The following is a 19198-nucleotide window of genomic DNA, read 5'->3' on the forward strand; positions in this document are numbered from 1 at the left end:
CCCTGTGGGAACAGTTTTAGAAAACGACACTGACCCAGTGTGGGAGCGAGCCTGCTCGCGATAGCGGTCTGTCAGTCACATCATTGTTAGATGTGCCGCCGTCATCGCGAGCAGGCTCGCTCCCACATTGGATCTGAGGTGTCGTGTAGATCCGGGTCAGAGCACCGAAGCCGTTTCCGGCACTTTCGGTTGGCGATACAGGTCCAGCAGCACCTGATCCAGCACCGAAGACGCGCCAAACGGGGCCTTGTCGTTGAGGATCGCCACCACCGCCCAGGTGTTGCCGTTGACGTCACGGCTGTAACCGGAGATCGCGCGCACGGTGTTCAGGGTGCCGGTCTTGACGTGGGCCTCGCCGCGCATCGCCGTGGTTTTCAGGCGTTTGCGCATGGTGCCGTCGGTTCCGGCAATCGGCATCGAGCTGATGAACTCGGCGGAGTAGGGGCTGCGCCACGCGGCTTGCAGCATCGCCGCCATTTCACGAGCGCTCACACGTTCGGCGCGGGACAGGCCGGAGCCGTTCTCCATCACCAAGTGCGGCGCGGTGATGCCTTTCTTCGCCAGCCACTGACGCACCACGCGCTGGGCAGCCTTGGCGTCGTCACCGTCGGCGTCGGTGCGGAATTTCTGGCCCAGGCTCAGGAACAGCTGCTGAGCCATGGTGTTGTTGCTGTATTTGTTGATGTCGCGAATGATTTCCGCCAGATCCGGCGAGTAGGCCCGGGCCAGCACCTTGGCGTTGTTCGGCGTCGGCGCCAGACGATCCCTGCCCTGGATGCTGCCGCCCAGTTCCTTCCAGATCGCCCGCACGGCACCGGCGGTGTAGGTCGCGTGGTCGAGCAGCGACAGATAAGTCTGCGAGCTGCAGCCTTCGCCCAACTGACCGCCGACCGTCACGGTCACGCTGCCATCGGCCTGGGTCACCGGGTTGTAACGCACGCCACCGGTGCATTGCTTGGAATTGACCGCTTTGACCTGGTTTTCAATATGGATGCTGGCAATCGGCGGCTCTACTGACACCAGGACCCGGCCGTTGTCGTTGCGCGCCACGAAGCGCAAGGCCTTGAGGTTGACCAACAGCGAGTCGGGTTTGACCAGGAACGGTTTGTTCTCGTCATTACCGTCGTCGTTGAACTCCGGCAGTTGCGGTTGCACGAAGAAACCGCGGTCCAGCACCAGGTCGCCGGTGATTTGCGTCACGCCGTTGGCGCGCAAGTCACGCATCAACAGCCAGAGTTTTTCCATGTTCAGTTTCGGATCGCCGCCACCCTTGAGGTAGAGGTTGCCGTTGAGGATGCCGCCGCTGAGGGTGCCGTCGGTGTAGAACTCGGTTTTCCACTGATGGTTCGGGCCGAGCATTTCCAGCGCGGCATAGGTGGTTACCAGCTTCATGGTCGAGGCCGGGTTGACCGAAACGTCAGCGTTGTAGATGGTCGGGGTGCCCGGGCCGTTCAACGGAATCATTACCAGCGACAGGGCGTTGTCCGGAAGCTTGCTGGCCTTGAGGGCTTTTTCGACGTTGGGTGACAGACCGGTGTTGATGGTGGCGGCGGAAACGGAGAAGGCCAGAGGAAGAAGGAAACCGGCCAGCAACAAGGGACGCAAAGATTTGATCATGTGAAATAAAACCCTACATTCGAGGGGAAAAAAGACGAGGGCATGAAGATAAATTCCCTCAGTGGTCATGAAAGTGTCGGCATTATGCCCCAAGGTGTAACGGCTTGTGCCTTGCCGTGGCCCTCTAATCCGCAATTTTTTTACCGACGGTCAGCCACGCGCCCCAGAGAGTCGGGCAATTAGCGGCTTAAACTGCTAAAGTGCCGCCCGTTATTACTTATGAGGATTGTTCCAATGGCGACTAACCGTTCCCAGCGTCTGCGCAAAAAACTGTGCGTCGATGAATTTCAAGAGCTGGGTTTCGAACTGAACCTGGATTTCAAAGAAGATTTGGCTGATGAAGCCATTGATGCTTTCCTCGACGCGTTTCTGAAAGAAGCCATGGAAGCCAACGGTCTGGGTTATGTTGGCGGCGACGACTTCGGTCTGGTTTGCCTGCAGAAGCGTGGATCGGTGTCCGAAGAGCAGCGCGCTGCTGTTGAAGCCTGGCTCAAAGGCCGCAGCGAACTGACCGAAGCAACCGTCAGCCCGCTGATCGACGTCTGGTACCCGGAAAAGCCGATCAATCCGGTAGCTTGATGTCATAAAAAACGGCGGCCCAAGGGTCGCCGTTTTTTTATGCCTGCTTTTTGTAGGTGTATGGCTTGGCCTGCGATGTCGATCTCGGGGATGCCTTCGCGGGCAAGCCTCGCTCCTACAGGATTGAGGTGTGCCGATGTTTTTTGATCGACACTCAACCCTGTAGGAGCGAGGCTTGCCCGCGAAGGGTCCCTCAGGCCTTGCGCCAATTCAGAATCACCAGCGTCAACACCCCGGCCATAATCCCCCAGAACGCAGAACCAATGGAAAACAGCGTCAGCCCCGACGCCGTGACCATAAAGGTAATCAACGCCGCCTCACGTTCTTTCACTTCGGTCATGGCAATGCTCAGGCCATTGATGATCGAGCCGAACAGCGCCAGCGCCGCAATCGACAGCACCAACTCTTTAGGCAGCGCCGCAAACAACGCCGCCAGCGTTGCGCCGAACACCCCGGCAATCCCGTAGAAAATCCCGCACCAGACCGCCGCCGTGTAGCGCTTGTTGCGATCCTCATGGGCATGCGGCCCGGTGCAGATCGCCGCGCTGATGGCCGCCAGGTTGATCCCATGGGAGCCGAACGGTGCCAGCAGCAGTGAGGCGATGCCGGTGGTGGTGATCAGCGGCGAGGCAGGCACGGTGTAGCCGTCGGCGCGCAATACCGCGATGCCGGGCATGTTTTGCGAGGTCATCGCCACCACAAACAACGGAATACCGATGCTGATGGTCGCGGCCAAAGAGAAGTGCGGCGTGGTCCAGACCGGCGTCGCCACTTCCAGATGGAAACCGCTGAAGTCCAGCAGCCCCATGAACCCGGACAGCGCCGTGCCGATCAGCAACGCTGCGAGCACGGCATAACGCGGCGACAGGCGCTTGACCAGCAGATAAGTGAAGAACATCCCCAGCACCAGTCCGGTACGATGCTGCGCGGCGACGAAGATTTCGCTGCCGATCTTGAACAGAATCCCCGCCAGCAGGGCGGCGGCCAATGACGCCGGAATCTTTCTCACCAGCCGTTCGAAGCTGCCGGTCAGGCCGCAAATCGTCACCAGCGCTGCGCAAGTGATGTAGGCACCGATGGCCTCGCCGTAACTCACGCCACCCAGGCTGGTGATCAGCAGCGCCGCGCCGGGGGTCGACCAAGCGATGGTAATCGGCGTGCGATAACGCAGGGACAGGCCGATCGAGCACACCGCCATGCCAATCGAGATCGCCCAGATCCACGACGAAATCTGCCCGCTGGTCAGGCCCGCCGCTTGTCCTGCCTGAAACATCAGGACCAGGGAGCTGGTGTAACCGGTCATCATCGCGATGAAGCCGGCGACGATCGCCGACGGTGACGTATCGGCCAAGGGGCGGAGCTGTGTGTGCGTGGCGTCGTTCATGACAGCGGTGTTCCTTGTTCTGATAAAAATGCCGAATCCCCTGTAGGAGCGAGGCTTGCCCGCGAAGGCGTCCTATCATTCAACATTGATGTCGACCGGTACGACGCCTTCGCGGGCAAGCCTCGCTCCTACAAAGGATTGTGTGGAAGCGGCGGATTCTGCGATCAAGCCTAAACTCAAAAGTAACCAACCGTTGCGATACAGCAGAAGCGACAAACAGCCGTACAGTCGTGTTGCCACCATCCATTGTGTACAATCGCGGTGTTTTTTACGCGATACTTGCCAGCGACCCACTGTGCCGTATTACAGTCACGGTCAATTCGCCGCAGTTCTCCCGACTCGAGTGCCCATGAACGAACAGTTGCAGCCCCTAAAGAAACAACCGCGAGCAGGCAAAGCCGGCCGCAGCGGTACCCAGGACGATATTGTCTACGCGCATATCTTCGAGGCCATCCTCGAACAGCGTCTGGCGCCCGGCACCAAGTTGAGCGAAGAGGCGCTGGGGGAAATTTTCGGGGTCAGTCGCACCATCATTCGCCGCGCGCTGTCGCGCCTGGCCCATGAAGGCGTCGTGCTGCTGCGTCCGAACCGTGGCGCTGTGGTCGCCAGCCCGAGTGTCGAGGAGGCCCGTCAGGTGTTCCTGGCCCGGCGTCTGGTGGAGCGGGCGATCACTGAACTGGCGGTTCAGCACGCGACCGCCGAGCAGATTGCCGAGTTGCGGCAGATGGTCAACGACGAGCGCGACAGCTTCTCCCGTGGCGATCGCGGTGCCGGCATCCGTTTGTCGGGCGAATTCCACCTGAAACTGGCCGAAGCAGCGAAGAATGCGCCGCTGATCAGCTTCCAGCGCAGCTTGGTGTCCCAGACTTCGTTGATCATTGCCCAGTACGAAAGCGGCAACCGTTCGCACTGTTCCTACGACGAGCACACCCAGCTGATCGACGCCATCGAAGCGCGTAATGGTGAGCTGGCAGTGGACCTGATGATGCATCACATGGATCACATCGACAGCAAACTCAACCTTGACGAAGAAAGCGCATCGGATGATTTGCATGCGGTGTTCTCGCATTTGTTGCAGACCAAGAAGCCTGGGCGGCCTGCTGCCAAACTCTGAAAGATCGAGTTGCGGCCTTCGCGGGCAAGCCTCGCTCTTACAAGGGCTTCGCGTTAAACCTGTAGGAGCGAGGCTTGCCCGCGAAGGCGGCTTCAAAGGCAATAAAAATCCCCCGGACTGAAGAGTACGGGGGATTTTTTATGCCCGAAAAAACCTAGCGCTGATGCACCTGATTCCCCGCCGCATACGTCTGCAACACGGTCCGGTCATCCCCCAGCGTCATCAACACAAACAACGTCTCGGCAATGTTATTGGCCTGCTTCAAGCGATAGCTCAGCAGCGGCGTGGCGTTGTAGTCCAGCACCAGGAAGTCGGCGTCGGTGCCCGGTTTCAGCGTGCCGATCTTGTCTTCCAGGCGCAACGCACGCGCACCACCCAGGGTTGCCAGGTACAGCGATTTGAACGGGCTCAGGCGCGCACCTTGCAGTTGCATGACCTTGTACGCTTCGTTCAACGTTTGCAGCAGCGAAAAACTGGTGCCGCCGCCCACGTCCGTGCCCAAACCTACATTGAGTTTGTGCTTCTCGGCCATCGGCAAATTGAACAGGCCGCTGCCGAGGAACAAGTTCGAGGTCGGGCAGAAAGCAATCGCCGAACCCGTCTCCGCCAGCCGCGCGCATTCGTCGTCGCACAGGTGCACACCGTGGGCGAACACCGAGCGCTCGCCCAGCAATTGGTAGTGATCGTAAACGTCGAGGTAGCCCTTGCGCTCGGGGAACAGCTCCTTGACCCACTCGACTTCCTTCAGGTTTTCGCTGATGTGGGTCTGCATGTACAGGTCGGGGTATTCGCTGAGCAACTGGCCGGCGAGGGTCAGTTGTTCCGGGGTGCTGGTCGGGGCAAAGCGCGGGGTGACCGCGTAGTGCAAGCGGCCCTTGCCGTGCCAGCGCTCGATCAGCGCCTTGCTTTCCACGTAGCTGGATTCGGCGGTGTCGGTCAGATAGTCCGGGGCGTTACGGTCCATCATCACCTTGCCGGCGATCATCCGCAGGTCCAGCTGCTCGGCGGCTTCGAAGAATGAGTTCACCGATTGCGGGTGCACGCTGCCAAACACCAGCGCCGTCGTGGTGCCGTTGCGCAGCAGTTCCTTGATGAAAATGTCCGCGACTTCGTCAGCGTGTGCCTTGTCGGCGAACTGGCTCTCACACGGGAAGGTGTAAGTGTTGAGCCAGTCCAGAAGCTGCTCGCCGTAGGCGCCGACCATGCCGGTTTGCGGCAAGTGAATGTGGGTGTCGATGAAACCGGGGGTGATCAGCGCGTCCTGGTAATGAGTGATCTCGATATCGGCAGGCAGGGTCGGCAGCAAGTCGCTGGCGTGGCCGAGGGCGCTGATCTGGCCGTTATCGACCACCAGCAGGCCGTCTTCGAAATACTCATACGAGGCTTCGATGCCCACTTCGGCGGGATCGGCGATGCTGTGCAGGATGGCGGCGCGGTAGGCTTTGCGAGTCAGAGGCATAAAATTTCTCAATTCGTGGCTTTTTAGTTCGAAGCTTGGCTGCGGCGTGAGGCAGGCAGCAGTTTGGCGATCGATGATCCGGCGCTGGCAATTTGCTGGCCGAAACTGGCGTTATAGGTGGCGATGATTTCGCCGGCGATGGAGATGGCGATTTCCACAGGCAACTTGCCTTTGACTTCGCCGATGCCCATCGGGCAGCGCATGCGTTGCAGCACAGCGCTGTCGAAACCACGGTCACGCAAGCGGTGTTCGAACTTCACGCGTTTGGTCTTCGAGCCGATCAGGCCGAAGTAGGCGAAGTCGTCGCGCTTGAGGATCGCGGCGGTGAGTTCGAGGTCGAGCTGGTGGTTGTGGGTCATGACGATGCAGTAGCTGCCGGCGGGCAGGTTGTCGATTTCATCCACCGGTTCTTCGGCGACGATTTTGCGCACGCCGTGGGGGATCTGCTCGGGGAATTCGGCTTCCCGCGAATCGATCCAGCGCACCCGGCAGGGCAGGCTGGCGAGCAGCGGCACCAGCGCCCGGCCGACATGGCCGGCGCCGAACACGGCGATCTGCGCCTGGACCTGGCCCATCGGTTCGAACAGCAACACGGTCACGCCGCCGCAGCACTGGCCCAGACTGGCGCCGAGGCTGAAGCGCTCCAGATGGGTGTCCTGCTTGCCGCTGGCCAGCATCTCGCGGCCGATCTGCATGGCTTTGTATTCCAGGTGCCCGCCACCGATGGTGTCGAAGGTCTGGTTGGCGCTGATGACCATTTTCGAACCGGCATTGCGCGGCGTCGAGCCGAGCTCTTCGATAATGGTCACCAACACGCAGGGTTCACCCTGGGATTGCAGGTCGGCGAGGGCGTCGATCCAGTTGTACATGTTTTCACCTCGACATCTGTGTTGTCTGTTCGGGCCTCTTCGCGGGCAAGCCTCGCTCCTACAGGATTCGCGTCGTGCACATCATCGCGATACACCATCAATCTGTAGGAGCGAGGCTTGCCCGCGAAGGCCGCGCCTCGGTCTTAAAGCGAAGCCAACTCAACTTCGGTTTCGGCAACCTTCGCCGCCTTCAACTGCCGCATCTGCTCACACCCCCACAACACCCGCTCCGGGGTCGCCGGCGCGTCGATTTTCGGTTGATGTTTGTAGTCACCGAGGCTTGCCACGGCGTCCTTGATCGCACACCACGACGCGATGCCGAGCATGAACGGCGGCTCACCCACAGCCTTGGAATGGAACACCGTGTCTTCCGGGTTCTTGCGGTTTTCCACCAGCTTCACCCGCAGGTCCAGCGGCATGTCGGCCACGGCGGGGATCTTGTAGCTGGCCGGGCCGTTGGTCATCAGTTTGCCCTTGTTGTTCCACACCAGTTCTTCCATGGTCAGCCAGCCCATGCCCTGGATGAAACCGCCCTCGACCTGGCCGATGTCGATGGCCGGGTTCAGCGAGTCGCCGACGTCGTGGAGGATGTCAGTACGGAGCATTTTGTACTCGCCGGTCAGGGTGTCGATGATCACCTCGCAACAGGCTGCACCAAAGGCGTAGTAATAGAACGGCCGACCACGGGCCTGACTGCGGTCGTAGAAGATTTTCGGGGTCTTGTAGAAGCCGGTGCTCGACAGCGACACCTGGGCGAAATACGCCTGCTGGATCAGCGCTTCGAAGGTCAGGATGTGATCGCGAACCCGCACATGACCGTTGTGGAATTCCACGTCTTCTTCGCTGACCTTGTAATGCCGGGCGGCGAATTCCACGAGGCGTTTCTTGATGATTTCCGCCGCGTTCTGTGCCGCTTTACCGTTGAGGTCGGCACCGCTGGAAGCGGCGGTCGGCGAGGTGTTCGGCACCTTGTCGGTGTTGGTCGCGGTGATCTGCACGCGGTCCATTTCTACCTGGAACACTTGCGCCACGACTTGCGCGACTTTGGTGTTCAAACCCTGGCCCATTTCGGTGCCGCCATGGTTCAGGTGGATGCTGCCGTCGGTGTAGACGTGGATCAGCGCACCGGCCTGGTTGAGGAAGCTGGCGGTGAAGGAAATACCGAATTTCACCGGGGTCAGGGCGAGGCCTTTTTTCAGGATCGGGCTGTTGGCGTTGTAGCGACGGATCGCTTCACGGCGCTCGGCGTACTGGCTGCTTTCTTCCAGCTCTGCGGTCATTTCTTCGAGCATGTTGTGCTCGACGGTCTGGTAGTAGTGGGTGACGTTGCGCTCGGTCTTCCCGTAGTAGTTGGCCTTGCGCACCGCCAGCGGATCGAGGTGCAGATGCCGGGCAATCGCGTCCATCACTTCCTCGATCGCGACCATGCCTTGCGGGCCGCCGAAACCACGGTAAGCGGTGTTTGAGGCGGTGTTGGTCTTGCAGCGGTGACCGTTGATGGTCGCATCGCCGAGGTAATAAGAGTTGTCGGCGTGGAACATCGCACGGTCGACAATTGACGCCGACAGGTCCGGCGAGCAACCGCAGTTGCCGGCCAGTTCCAGGGCAATACCGTGCAGGCGACCGGTGCTGTCGAAGCCGACGTCGTATTCGACGTAGAACGGGTGACGTTTGCCGGTCATCAGCATGTCTTCGACCCGCGGCAGGCGCATCTTGGTCGGCTGGCCGGTGAGGTGGGCGACGACTGCGCACAGGCACGCCGGGCTCGCGGCCTGGGTTTCCTTGCCGCCGAAACCTCCGCCCATGCGGCGCATGTCGACGACGATTTTGTTCATCGACACGTCCAGAACCTCGGCCACCAGTTTCTGCACTTCAGTGGGGTTCTGCGTCGAGCAGTAGACAATCATCCCGCCGTCTTCAGTCGGCATCACCGAAGAAATCTGGGTTTCGAGGTAGAAGTGTTCCTGGCCGCCGATGTGCAGCGTGCCTTGAATGCGATGTTCAGCGGTGGCCAAGGCGCCGGCCGAATCACCACGCTGATGGGTGTGGCTGTCGAGCACGAAATGGCGTTTGCGCAAGGCTTCGACCACGTCCAGCACCGGCTCGAGATCTTCGTATTCGATGATCGCGGCCATGGCGGCTTTGCGTGCGGTTTCCAGATCTTTTGCGGCAACCGCCAGTACGGGTTGACCGACGAACTGCACGTCATCAATTGCCAGCAGTGGATCGCCCGGCAGCAAGGGCCCGATGTCTTTCAGGCCCGGCACATCTTCGTGGGTGATGGCGATGCGCACGCCTTCGAAGGCGTAGCAGGGCTTGGTGTCGATGCTGATGATTTTCGCGTGCGCACGGTCCGACAGGCGTGCGTAAACGTGCAGCTGGTTCGGAAATTCCAGACGGTCGTCGATGTACTGCGCTTCACCCGACACATGCTTGGCGGCGCTGTCGTGCTTGACGCTGCGGCCGACACCGGTAGTCAGGTCCTTGGCGAACAGTTCAGCCAGCTCGGCCTGGGTCTTCTCTACGGCGTGATGGTTAGACATAAGCGGTCACCCGAGTCTCGATGTGCGGCGTTTGCAGTTCGATGAAGTATTTGCGCAGCAGGTTCTGCGCGCTGAGCAGGCGATATTCCTTGCTGGCGCGGAAGTCCGAGAGCGGCGTGAAATCTTCGGCCAGTGCGGCGCAGGCGCGTTCGACGGTGGCGTGATTGAACGGTGAGCCGAGCAACACGGTTTCGCAGTTATTCGCACGTTTCGGAATCGCGGCCATGCCGCCGAACGCGACGCGGGCGTCGGCGATCACGCCGTTTTCAATCCGCAGGTTGAACGCGGCGCAAACGGCGGAAATGTCATCGTCCAGGCGCTTGGAAACCTTGTACGCACGGAACAGCTGTTCGGCGCAGGCACGCGGCACGATGATCTTCTCGATGAACTCGCTTTCCTGACGCGCGGTGACCCGGTAATCGATGAAGTAATCTTCAAGGGCCAGGGTGCGGCGGGTTTCGCCTTTGCACAGGACGATCTGCGCGCCCAAGGCAATTAGCAGGGGAGGCGAGTCACCGATTGGCGAGGCGTTGCCGATATTGCCGCCGAGGGTGCCCTGGTTGCGAATCTGCAATGAAGCGAAGCGTTGCAGCAATTCGCCGAAATCCGGGTATTCGGCCTTCAAGGCTTCGTAGCAATCGGAGAGGGCGGTCGCGGCGCCGATTTCCAGGCGATCTTCGAAGCGCTCGATGCGCTTCATTTCAGCGACGTTGCCAACGTAAATCATCACTGGCAGGGTGCGGTGGAACTGGGTGACTTCCAATGCCAGATCCGTACCGCCGGCCAGCAGCCGGGCCTGTGGATAAGCGTCGTAGAGGTCGGCCAGATCGGCCACGGTCAGCGGCACCAGGCAGCGCTTGTCGCCACTGTTGAGTTCGCCGATGTCGGTGGGGGCGATGGCTTTCAGGCGGGCGATGGTGTCGGCTTCGCGTGCATCGAATTGGTCCGGTTGTTTACCACAGCAAGATTGCTCGGCGGCTTCCAGAATCGGTCGATAGCCCGTGCAACGGCAGAGATTGCCGGCCAGTGCTTCATGGGCTTTATGAGCATCTGGTTGATCGCTGTTTTTTTGCAGGGCGAACAGCGACATGACGAAGCCCGGGGTGCAGAAGCCGCATTGCGAGCCGTGGCACTCGACCATGGCTTTCTGCACGCTGTGCAATTCGCCTTGGTGCTTGAGGTCTTCGACGCTGATCAGTTGTTTGCCGTGCAATGCCGACACGAACGTCAGGCACGAGTTGAGGCTGCGATAGCGAATGTGTTCGCGGCCATCGTCATCCGTTTGCAGCTCGCCGACCACCACGGTGCAGGCGCCGCAGTCACCGCTGGCGCAGCCTTCTTTGGTGCCGGGTTTGCCCACATGGTCGCGCAGATAATTGAGCACGGTCAGGTTTGGGTCCAGGGCGTGCTCGCTACGGAGTTCCTGGTTAAGTAAAAACTGGATCACGGAAGGCCTCGCAGACTCATTATTGTTGTTAACCGACTTGGACCGAATTTATCAGGTCTGACTTTGCGGTCAATGATTTTCTGACTTAAAGGTCAGGAAAAGCCATTTTGTCGATCAACGACTCGTTCCTTCATTATTGACCCTCGCGGGTTAGCCTGCTTTTTGCTTGATTCGTGCCAAAAACCGCTGAGTGGGCACTCCGCCATGACCCTTCATGTGCGCTACACTGCGCCGCTTGTGCAGATCGAAGAGTTTGAAGGACAACCATGACGTTCAAGGCGCCGGACAGCCTCGCCGAGCAAATCGCTCACCACCTCGCCGAACGCATCATTCGTGGCGAAATGAAGCCCGGGGAGCGCATCCAGGAACAGAAGGTTACGCTGGCCCTCAATGTCAGCCGCGGATCGGTCCGCGAAGCCTTGCTGATCCTCGAGCGCCGCCACCTGATCGCGATCCTGCCGCGACGCGGTGCCCACGTTACCGAGCTCACGGCCCATAAAGTGCAGAGCCTGTGCACGCTGATGAGCGAGCTGTACATTTTGCTCGGCAACGCCGTCGCCAAAGGCTGGCAGGTTCAGGCCGACATGGCGCCGTTCGTGCAGATCCAGCAGCGCCTGGCCGCCAGCTACGAGCGTCAGGACATCCGCACCTTCGTCGACGACAGCTTTAACGTGATGCGCGCCGCGTACCCGTTCGCCAACAACCCGTACTTGCAGGAAACCGTCGAGAACCTGCAACCGGCGATGAGCCGTGCGTATTTCCTCGCCCTGGACCAGCGCAAGGCGTCGATGAGCGAGTTCCTGGAGTTGTTCGAACGCTTGCTCGCCGCCGTGCTGGCCCGTGACTTTCCGCAGATCCGCGAAGTGCTGACGGCGTATGCCCAGCGCAGCAGCGATCTGGTGGTTTCTGCCCTGACGGACGCTTAAGCGTGCGGCTCAAGTGCATAAAGCTGGCAGGGTTCAAATCCTTCGTCGACCCGACCACGGTGAACTTCCCCAGCAACATGGCGGCCGTGGTCGGGCCCAATGGCTGCGGCAAGTCGAACATCATCGACGCCGTTCGCTGGGTGATGGGCGAAAGTTCGGCGAAGAACCTGCGCGGCGAGTCGATGACCGACGTCATCTTCAACGGTTCGACCAGCCGTAAACCGGTGAGCCAGGCGAGTATCGAACTGGTGTTCGATAACTCCGACGGCACGCTGCTTGGCGAATACGCCGCCTACGCGGAAATTTCCATTCGCCGCAAAGTGACCCGCGACAGCCAGACCACCTACTACCTCAACGGCACCAAATGCCGCCGCCGCGATATCACCGACATCTTTCTGGGCACCGGCCTGGGCCCGCGCAGCTATTCGATCATCGAGCAGGGGATGATCTCCAAGCTGATCGAGTCCAAGCCCGAAGACCTGCGCAACTTCATCGAAGAAGCGGCGGGTATCTCCAAGTACAAGGAGCGTCGGCGCGAGACCGAAAACCGCATCCGTCGCACCCATGAAAACCTGGCCCGCCTGACCGATTTGCGTGAAGAGCTTGAGCGTCAGCTTGAGCGCCTGCATCGCCAGGCCGAGGCCGCCAAGAAGTATCAGGAATACAAAGGCGAGGAGCGTCAGCTCAAGGCCCAACTGTCGGCGCTGCGCTGGCAGGCGTTGAACGAACAGGTCGGGCAGCGCGAAGCAGTCATTGGCAATCAGGAAGTCACCTTCGAATCCCTGGTTGCCGAGCAGCGCAACGCCGACGCCAGCATCGAACGCTTCCGTGACGGGCACCATGACCTGTCAGAACGCTTCAATCTGGTGCAGGGGCGCTTCTATTCAGTCGGCGGCGACATTGCCCGGGTCGAGCAGAGCATCCAGCACGGTCAGCAGCGCTTGCGGCAGTTGCAGGACGATCTGAAAGAAGCCGAGCGGGCGCGCCTGGAAACCGAATCGCACCTGGGTCACGACCGCACCTTGCTGCTGACCCTCGGCGAAGAGCTGGACATGCTCACGCCGGAGCAGGAAGTCACCAGCGCCGCCGCCGAAGAGGCCGCCGCGGCGCTGGAAGAATCCGAAACCACCATGCACGGCTGGCAGGAGCAGTGGGACACCTTCAACCTCACGGCCGCCGAGCCGCGCCGCCAGTCCGAGGTCCAGCAGTCACGCATTCAGCAACTCGAAACCAGCATGGAGCGTCTGGCCGATCGCCAGAAGCGTCTTGGCGAAGAGCGCGCGTTGCTCTCGGCGGACCCGGAAGACGCGGCGATCATGGAGCTCAGCGAGCAACTGGCCGCGAGCGAAGCGACCCTCGAAGATTTGCAGGCCAGCGAAGAAGCCCAGGTCGAACGCCTTGAGCAACTGCGTCAGGAATTGCAATTAGCGCTGCAAAATCAGCAGCAGGCCCAGGGCGATTTGCAGCGCCTGAACGGTCGTCTCGCTTCCCTCGAAGCCTTGCAGCAAGCCGCGCTCGATCCGGGCACCGGCACCGCTGAATGGCTGCGCGAACAGCATCTGGCGGACCGTCCGCGTCTGGCCGAAGGTTTGAAAGTTGAAGCGGGTTGGGAGCTGGCGGTGGAAACCGTGCTCGGTGCCGACCTGCAAGCGGTGCTGGTGGATGACTTCGGCGATTTCGATCTGGCCGGTTTTGCCCAAGGCGATTTACGTTTACTCAGCCCGGCGAGCGATGGCGTGCGCGTACCAGGCAGCCTGCTCGACAAGGTTGAGGCGCAGATCGATCTGTCACCCTGGTTGGGGCAGGTCAAACCGGTCGAAAGTCTCGAGCAGGCGTTGGCCTTGCGCAGTCAATTGACTGCGGGCCAGAGTCTGATCAGTCGCGACGGTTATTGGGTCGGTCGACACTTTCTACGTGTTCGTCGGGCCAGTGAAGCGGAAAGCGGCGTGCTCGCCCGGGGGCAGGAAATCCAGCGGCTGAGCATCGAGCGTGAAGAGCGCGAAGCCACGGTCGAATCCCTGGAAACCCAACTTCAGACGCTCAGGGCGCAGCAGCGTCAGCAGGAAAACGGTCGCGAACATTTGCGTCGTTTGCTGCAAGACGAAGCGCGTCAGCAAGGCGAATTGAAAGCCCAGTTGTCCGCCGGCAAAGCCAAGGTCGAACAGCTGACATTGCGCCGAACCCGCCTCGATGAAGAACTCACCGAGTTGGCCGAACAGCGTGCGCTGGAGCACGAAAACATCGGCGAAGCGCGCCTGCAATTGCAGGAAGCCCTCGATGCCATGGCGCTGGACACCGAGCAACGAGAGTTACTGCTGGCCCAGCGCGACAGCCTGCGCGAGCGACTTGATCGGGTGCGTCAGGAAGCCCGGCAACACAAGGATCACGCCCATCAACTGGCGGTGCGTCTGGGTTCGCTCAAGGCGCAACACGACTCGACGCGTCAGGCGCTGGAACGGCTAGAGATGCAGTCCGAGCGCCTGACTGAGAAACGCGAACAGCTGAGTCTCAACCTGGAGGAGGGCGAAGCGCCGCTGGAAGAGCTACGCCTGAAACTTGAAGAGTTGCTCGACAAGCGCATGACGGTCGACGAAGAACTGAAGACGGCGCAGATCGCCTTGGAAGATGCTGACCGTGAATTGCGTGATGCAGAAAAACGTCGCAACCAGGCCGAGCAGCAATCGCAGTTGATTCGTGGCCAGATGGAAACCCAGCGCATGGAATGGCAAGCCCTGACCGTGCGCCGCAAGACGCTGGAAGATCAGTTGCTGGAAGACGGCTACGACTTGCACGGCGTGCTCGCCACGCTGACCGCCGAGGCCAGCGAGAAGGATGCCGAAGAAGAACTCGAACGGATCGCGGCGCGGATTCAGCGCCTCGGTGCAATCAACCTGGCGGCCATCGACGAATACCAGCAACAATCCGAGCGTAAACGTTATCTGGATGCGCAGAACGATGATCTGGTGGAAGCGCTGGACACCCTTGAGAACGTGATTCGCAAGATCGACAAGGAAACCCGAAACCGCTTCAAGGATACCTTTGATCAGATCAATGGCGGTTTACAGGCGCTTTTCCCAAAAGTTTTCGGTGGAGGACGCGCGTATTTGGAACTGACGGGCGAAGATCTACTCGATACAGGGGTAACGATCATGGCGCAGCCGCCAGGAAAGAAGAACAGCACCATCCATTTGCTCTCCGGTGGCGAAAAAGCCCTGACCGCATTGGCCCTGGTGTTTGCCATCTTCAAGTTGAATCCGGCGCCGTTCTGCATGCTTGATGAAGTTGATGCACCCTTGGATGACGCTAACGTTGGACGCTACGCACGGCTGGTCAAAGAGATGTCGCAGACGGTGCAGTTCATCTATATCACCCACAATAAGATCGCCATGGAAATGGCCGAGCAACTGATGGGAGTGACGATGCACGAACCGGGTTGTTCGCGTCTGGTGGCAGTGGATGTCGAGGAGGCGATGGCGATGGTGGAGGCCTGAGTCGGTGCGTGTAGGGCAAGTATTTTTGATCTGTAGGATTTTTTTACTTGCCTCGACTTGCTGGCCAATCGACATATTCGCGCAAGCCATTGTGACAGACGGTGTAAAGTTACCTTTGGTCGTGCTAGTTTAATGTCAATTTTTCGTATACGTGGGCAAAACGCCTGTCAGAACATAGAGTTGGCGCCACGTTTTAAAGCGGTTTGCGAGTTGTAAACCCCTTATTTTTCAGCATTTTTTATAGAGGCACGGGATTACATGGAAATCGGTCTGCGCGAGTGGCTGATCGTCATCGGCATTATTGTCATTGCCGGTATTCTTTTCGATGGCTGGCGTCGCATGCGCGGCGGCAAGGGAAAACTGAAATTCCGTCTTGACCGAAGTTTGTCCAACCTGCCGGACGAGGACACCAGCGCCGAGCTGTTGGGCCCGCCCCGCGTGCTGGACACGCATAAAGAACCGCAACTGGACGAGCACGATCTGCCGTCGGTGAGCATGCCTGCTCGTGAGCCGCGTGAGTCGGGTTCCAAGCGCGGCAAACGTGGTCATGGCGAACCTTCCCAAGGCGACATGAACCTCAGCCTGGATCTGGATGGCGGCCCGAGCTTCAGCAGCCGTGACGACGATTTCCCGGATGACACCAAGGCTTCGCCGTCGGTCAGCGACAAGGAACAACCGCAAGCTGAAGAAGTGCTGGTGATCAGCGTGATCTGCCGTGACGCTGCCGGGTTCAAAGGCCCGGCACTGTTGCAGAACATTCTGGAAAGCGGTCTGCGTTTCGGTGAGATGGATATTTTCCACCGTCACGAAAGCATGGCCGGCAACGGTGAAGTCCTGTTCTCCATGGCCAATGCGGTCAAGCCGGGCATCTTCGATCTGGACGACATCGACCACTTCAGCACCCCGGCGGTGAGTTTCTTCCTCGGCCTGCCAGGCCCGCGTCATCCGAAGCAAGCCTTCGACGTGATGGTGGCCGCGGCGCGCAAACTGTCCCAGGAGCTGAACGGCGAACTGAAAGACGACCAGCGCAGCGTGCTGACGGCCCAGACGATTGAGCATTACCGTCAGCGCATCGTCGAGTTCGAACGCCGCGCCCTGACCCAGAAGCGTTGATCTGTAGGAGCCAGGCTTGCCGGCGAAGGCGATCTCAAGTACGCCTTCGCTGGCAAGCCTGGCTCCTACAAAAAAAATCTACAGATTGAGCAGCCTCGGCTGCTCTTTTGCTTTATGAGAGAACACCCATGACCGCCGCCAAAACCCGCATTCTAGAGCTGCGCGCTGAGCTGGATCAGCACAACTACCGTTATCACGTGCTGGACGAGCCGAGCATCCCGGACGTCGAATACGATCGGTTGTTTCACGAGCTCAAGGCCCTCGAAGCGGCTCATCCCGACTTGATCACCAGCGACTCGCCAACCCAGCGCGTCGGTAGCGCTGCGCTGTCGGCGTTCACTCAGGTGCGCCACGAAGTGCCGATGCTCAGCCTCGGCAACGCCTTCGAAGAAAACGACATGCGCGAGTTCGATCGCCGGGTGACGGAAGGCCTGGACCTGCCGGCCGGTGATTTGTTTGGTGCCGGCGCGGCGGTGGAATACAGCTGCGAACCGAAGCTCGATGGTCTGGCGGTCAGCCTGCTTTATCAGGACGGTGTATTGGTGCGCGGCGCGACACGCGGCGACGGCGCCACCGGCGAAGACATCAGCGTCAACGTGCGCACTGTGCGCAACATCCCGCTGAAACTGCAGGGAACAGGCTGGCCGGCGACTCTGGAAGTGCGCGGCGAAGTGTTCATGTCCAAGGCCGGTTTCGAGCGCCTGAACGCCACGCAGCTGGAGGTCGGCGGCAAAACCTTCGCCAACCCACGCAACGCGGCGGCCGGCAGCTTGCGCCAGCTGGATTCGAAAATCACCGCCAACCGTCCGCTGGAGTTCTGCTGCTATGGTATCGGCCAGATTTCGGCGGACATTGCCGACACGCACATTGGCAATCTCAAACAGCTCCAGGCGTGGGGCATGCCGATCAGTCGCGAGCTGAAACTGGCGCACGGCATTGATGAATGCCTGGATTACTACCGCGACATCGGTGAGCGCCGCAACGGGCTGGCCTATGAAATCGATGGCGTGGTGTTCAAGGTCAACAGCATCGCCTCCCAGCGTGAACTGGGTTTCCGCGCTCGCGAGCCACGCTGGGCGATTGCCCACAAATTCCCGGCCATGGAGGAACTCACCGAACTGCTCGACGTGGAATTCCAGGTCGGCCGCACCGGCGCCGTGACGCCTGTGGCACGCTTGAAACCGGTAAAGGTCGCCGGGGTCACCGTGGCCAATGCGACGTTGCACAACATGGACGAAGTGGCGCGCCTGGGCCTGATGATCGGCGATACCGTGATCATTCGCCGCGCGGGCGATGTGATTCCGCAAGTGGTGCAAGTGGTCATGGAGCGTCGCCCGGACGACGCGCGTCCAGTGCAGATTCCGCAGCAGTGCCCGGTCTGCGGCTCACATGTCGAGCGCACGCAATTGGTCAAGCGCAGCAAGGGTCGCGAGACCGTCAGCGAAGGCGCGGTTTACCGCTGCGTCGGTCGTCTGGCCTGCGGTGCGCAACTCAAGCAGGCGATCATTCACTTCGTCTCCCGTCGTGCGATGGACATTGAAGGCCTGGGCGACAAGAGCGTTGAACAATTGGTGGATGAAGGTTTGGTGAGTTCTCCAGCCGATCTGTATGCCTTGAAGTTCGATGACATTGTCGATCTGGAGGGCTTTGCCGAGCTGTCGAGCAACAAACTGCTCGCCGCGATCAAGGACAGCAAGACACCGAGCCTGGCACGGTTCATCTATGCCCTCGGGATTCCTGATGTCGGCGAAGAGACGGCCAAGGTCCTGGCGCGCTCTCTCGGCTCGTTGGAGCGGGTTCAGCAGGCGTTGCCGCAAGTGCTCACGTACTTGCCGGATGTTGGTCTGGAAGTGGCTCACGAGATTCACAGCTTCTTCGAAGATGCGCATAACCAGCAGGTCATTTCGCAGCTGCTCAAGCACGGTCTGCAGATTCAGGATCAGGGCGAGTTGGGTGCTGAGTTTGCTGCCAGCACGACGTTGGGTGGTTTCCTCGACAAGCTGCACATTCCTTCGGTCGGGCCGGGCGGGGCGCAGAAGCTGGCGGACAAGTTTGGTTCGCTGGAAGGGGTGTTCGGTGCTGACTGGCTGGACATGCGCCAGGCACTGCCGGAGAAGCAGGCCAATTCAGTTCGAGAGTTTTTTGCGGTTGCAGAAAATCGCCAGGTTGCTGAGGCGGCTGAACAGCAGCTGCGCGATTTCGGCATGCACTGGCAGAGCGAGAAAAAAGTCGTCGAAGGCCTGCCGCTGGCGGGCCAGACCTGGGTGCTGACCGGTTCGCTGGAATTGATGAGTCGCGACATCGCCAAGGACAAACTCGAAAGCCTCGGCGCCAAGGTGGCGGGGTCGGTGTCGGCCAAGACCCATTGCGTGGTGGCTGGGCCGGGTGCCGGTTCGAAGTTGACCAAGGCTAATGAGTTGGGACTGAAGGTGCTCGATGAAGAGGCGTTTGTCGATTTTCTGAAAAAACACGGCATCTCTGTCTGACGCTGGACCTGTGGCGAGGGGGCTTGCTCCCGTTCGACTGTGCAGCAGTCGCCAAGACTTAGGTTAGGGGGACCGCTTCGCAGTCCAGCGGGAGCAAGCTCCCTCGCCACAGGAAACGGAACGATCTTCGCGCAGCAATGATCTAGTCTTGGCAGGCCCCAGGGAGAGAT

The 19198-nt window shown here is 60.1% G+C and carries 12 protein-coding genes; 6 read left to right on the forward strand and 6 right to left on the reverse strand.

Features of this window, described 5'->3' with window-relative positions; genetic code table 11:
- Window positions 1–156 precede the first annotated feature (156 nt).
- Window positions 157–1617, reverse strand: a complete 1461-nt coding sequence (dacB, locus tag ACA051_RS10490; protein WP_497309514.1) for a D-alanyl-D-alanine carboxypeptidase/D-alanyl-D-alanine endopeptidase — start codon at window positions 1615–1617, stop codon at window positions 157–159.
- Between the two features lie 234 nt (window positions 1618–1851).
- Between dacB and ACA051_RS10495 the strand changes: the two genes are divergently transcribed.
- Window positions 1852–2196 (forward strand): YggL family protein, encoded by a 345-nt coding sequence (locus ACA051_RS10495; RefSeq protein WP_007896965.1) that lies wholly within the window; start codon window positions 1852–1854, stop codon window positions 2194–2196.
- A gap of 193 nt (window positions 2197–2389) precedes the next feature.
- On the opposite strand, the gene ACA051_RS10500 is transcribed toward ACA051_RS10495, so the two are convergent.
- Window positions 2390–3580 carry a benzoate/H(+) symporter BenE family transporter gene (locus ACA051_RS10500; protein WP_497374674.1) on the reverse strand — a complete coding sequence of 397 codons (1191 nt, stop codon included), beginning with the start codon at window positions 3578–3580 and terminating at the stop codon, window positions 2390–2392.
- A gap of 349 nt (window positions 3581–3929) precedes the next feature.
- Between ACA051_RS10500 and ACA051_RS10505 the strand changes: the two genes are divergently transcribed.
- On the forward strand, window positions 3930–4694 hold the full coding sequence (locus ACA051_RS10505) for a GntR family transcriptional regulator (RefSeq protein WP_064378756.1): 765 nt from the start codon (window positions 3930–3932) through the stop codon (window positions 4692–4694).
- A gap of 154 nt (window positions 4695–4848) precedes the next feature.
- Here ACA051_RS10505 and guaD read toward each other — a convergent pair whose 3' ends face one another.
- The 4 genes from guaD to xdhA form a co-directional block, all read right to left on the reverse strand.
- Window positions 4849–6153, reverse strand: a complete 1305-nt coding sequence (gene guaD / locus ACA051_RS10510) for a guanine deaminase (protein ID WP_497309518.1) — start codon at window positions 6151–6153, stop codon at window positions 4849–4851.
- A 23-nt stretch (window positions 6154–6176) separates the two neighbouring features.
- Window positions 6177–7022 carry a xanthine dehydrogenase accessory protein XdhC gene (gene xdhC / locus ACA051_RS10515; RefSeq protein WP_497374676.1) on the reverse strand — a complete coding sequence of 282 codons (846 nt, stop codon included), beginning with the start codon at window positions 7020–7022 and terminating at the stop codon, window positions 6177–6179.
- 143 nt (window positions 7023–7165) lie between these two features.
- Complete coding sequence (gene xdhB, locus ACA051_RS10520) at window positions 7166–9565, reverse strand: xanthine dehydrogenase molybdopterin binding subunit (RefSeq protein WP_497374678.1); 2400 nt, start codon at window positions 9563–9565, stop codon at window positions 7166–7168.
- Window positions 9558–11012, reverse strand: coding sequence for a xanthine dehydrogenase small subunit (gene xdhA, locus ACA051_RS10525; RefSeq protein ID WP_497309524.1), 1455 nt, complete (start codon window positions 11010–11012; stop codon window positions 9558–9560). The genes xdhB and xdhA overlap by 8 nt, the downstream gene beginning before the upstream one ends.
- A gap of 266 nt (window positions 11013–11278) precedes the next feature.
- Between xdhA and ACA051_RS10530 the strand changes: the two genes are divergently transcribed.
- From ACA051_RS10530 to ligA, 4 genes are all read left to right on the forward strand, one after another.
- Window positions 11279–11938 carry a GntR family transcriptional regulator gene (locus ACA051_RS10530; protein ID WP_109628876.1) on the forward strand — a complete coding sequence of 220 codons (660 nt, stop codon included), beginning with the start codon at window positions 11279–11281 and terminating at the stop codon, window positions 11936–11938.
- Window positions 11939–11940: 2 nt separating this feature from the next.
- Window positions 11941–15429: a chromosome segregation protein SMC gene (gene smc, locus ACA051_RS10535; protein ID WP_497309526.1), complete on the forward strand. Its 3489-nt coding sequence runs from the start codon at window positions 11941–11943 to the stop codon at window positions 15427–15429.
- A gap of 258 nt (window positions 15430–15687) precedes the next feature.
- Window positions 15688–16542 carry a cell division protein ZipA gene (gene zipA / locus ACA051_RS10540; protein ID WP_017337515.1) on the forward strand — a complete coding sequence of 285 codons (855 nt, stop codon included), beginning with the start codon at window positions 15688–15690 and terminating at the stop codon, window positions 16540–16542.
- A 128-nt stretch (window positions 16543–16670) separates the two neighbouring features.
- On the forward strand, window positions 16671–19028 hold the full coding sequence (ligA, locus tag ACA051_RS10545; protein WP_497309529.1) for an NAD-dependent DNA ligase LigA: 2358 nt from the start codon (window positions 16671–16673) through the stop codon (window positions 19026–19028).
- Window positions 19029–19198: the final 170 nt, after the last annotated feature.

It is taken from the genome of Pseudomonas sp. LBUM1669 (assembly GCF_059695705.1).

What these genes read in the sequence shown, in the direction of transcription:
- dacB (WP_497309514.1), bottom strand. Translation starts at nt 1,617, where the DNA reads ATGATCAAATCTTTGCGTCCCTTGTTGCTGGCCGGTTTCCTTCTTCCT.
- ACA051_RS10495 (WP_007896965.1), top strand. Translation starts at nt 1,852, where the DNA reads ATGGCGACTAACCGTTCCCAGCGTCTGCGCAAAAAACTGTGCGTCGAT.
- ACA051_RS10500 (WP_497374674.1), bottom strand. Translation starts at nt 3,580, where the DNA reads ATGAACGACGCCACGCACACACAGCTCCGCCCCTTGGCCGATACGTCA.
- ACA051_RS10505 (WP_064378756.1), top strand. Translation starts at nt 3,930, where the DNA reads ATGAACGAACAGTTGCAGCCCCTAAAGAAACAACCGCGAGCAGGCAAA.
- guaD (WP_497309518.1), bottom strand. Translation starts at nt 6,153, where the DNA reads ATGCCTCTGACTCGCAAAGCCTACCGCGCCGCCATCCTGCACAGCATC.
- xdhC (WP_497374676.1), bottom strand. Translation starts at nt 7,022, where the DNA reads ATGTACAACTGGATCGACGCCCTCGCCGACCTGCAATCCCAGGGTGAA.
- xdhB (WP_497374678.1), bottom strand. Translation starts at nt 9,565, where the DNA reads ATGTCTAACCATCACGCCGTAGAGAAGACCCAGGCCGAGCTGGCTGAA.
- ACA051_RS10530 (WP_109628876.1), top strand. Translation starts at nt 11,279, where the DNA reads ATGACGTTCAAGGCGCCGGACAGCCTCGCCGAGCAAATCGCTCACCAC.
- zipA (WP_017337515.1), top strand. Translation starts at nt 15,688, where the DNA reads ATGGAAATCGGTCTGCGCGAGTGGCTGATCGTCATCGGCATTATTGTC.
- ligA (WP_497309529.1), top strand. Translation starts at nt 16,671, where the DNA reads ATGACCGCCGCCAAAACCCGCATTCTAGAGCTGCGCGCTGAGCTGGAT.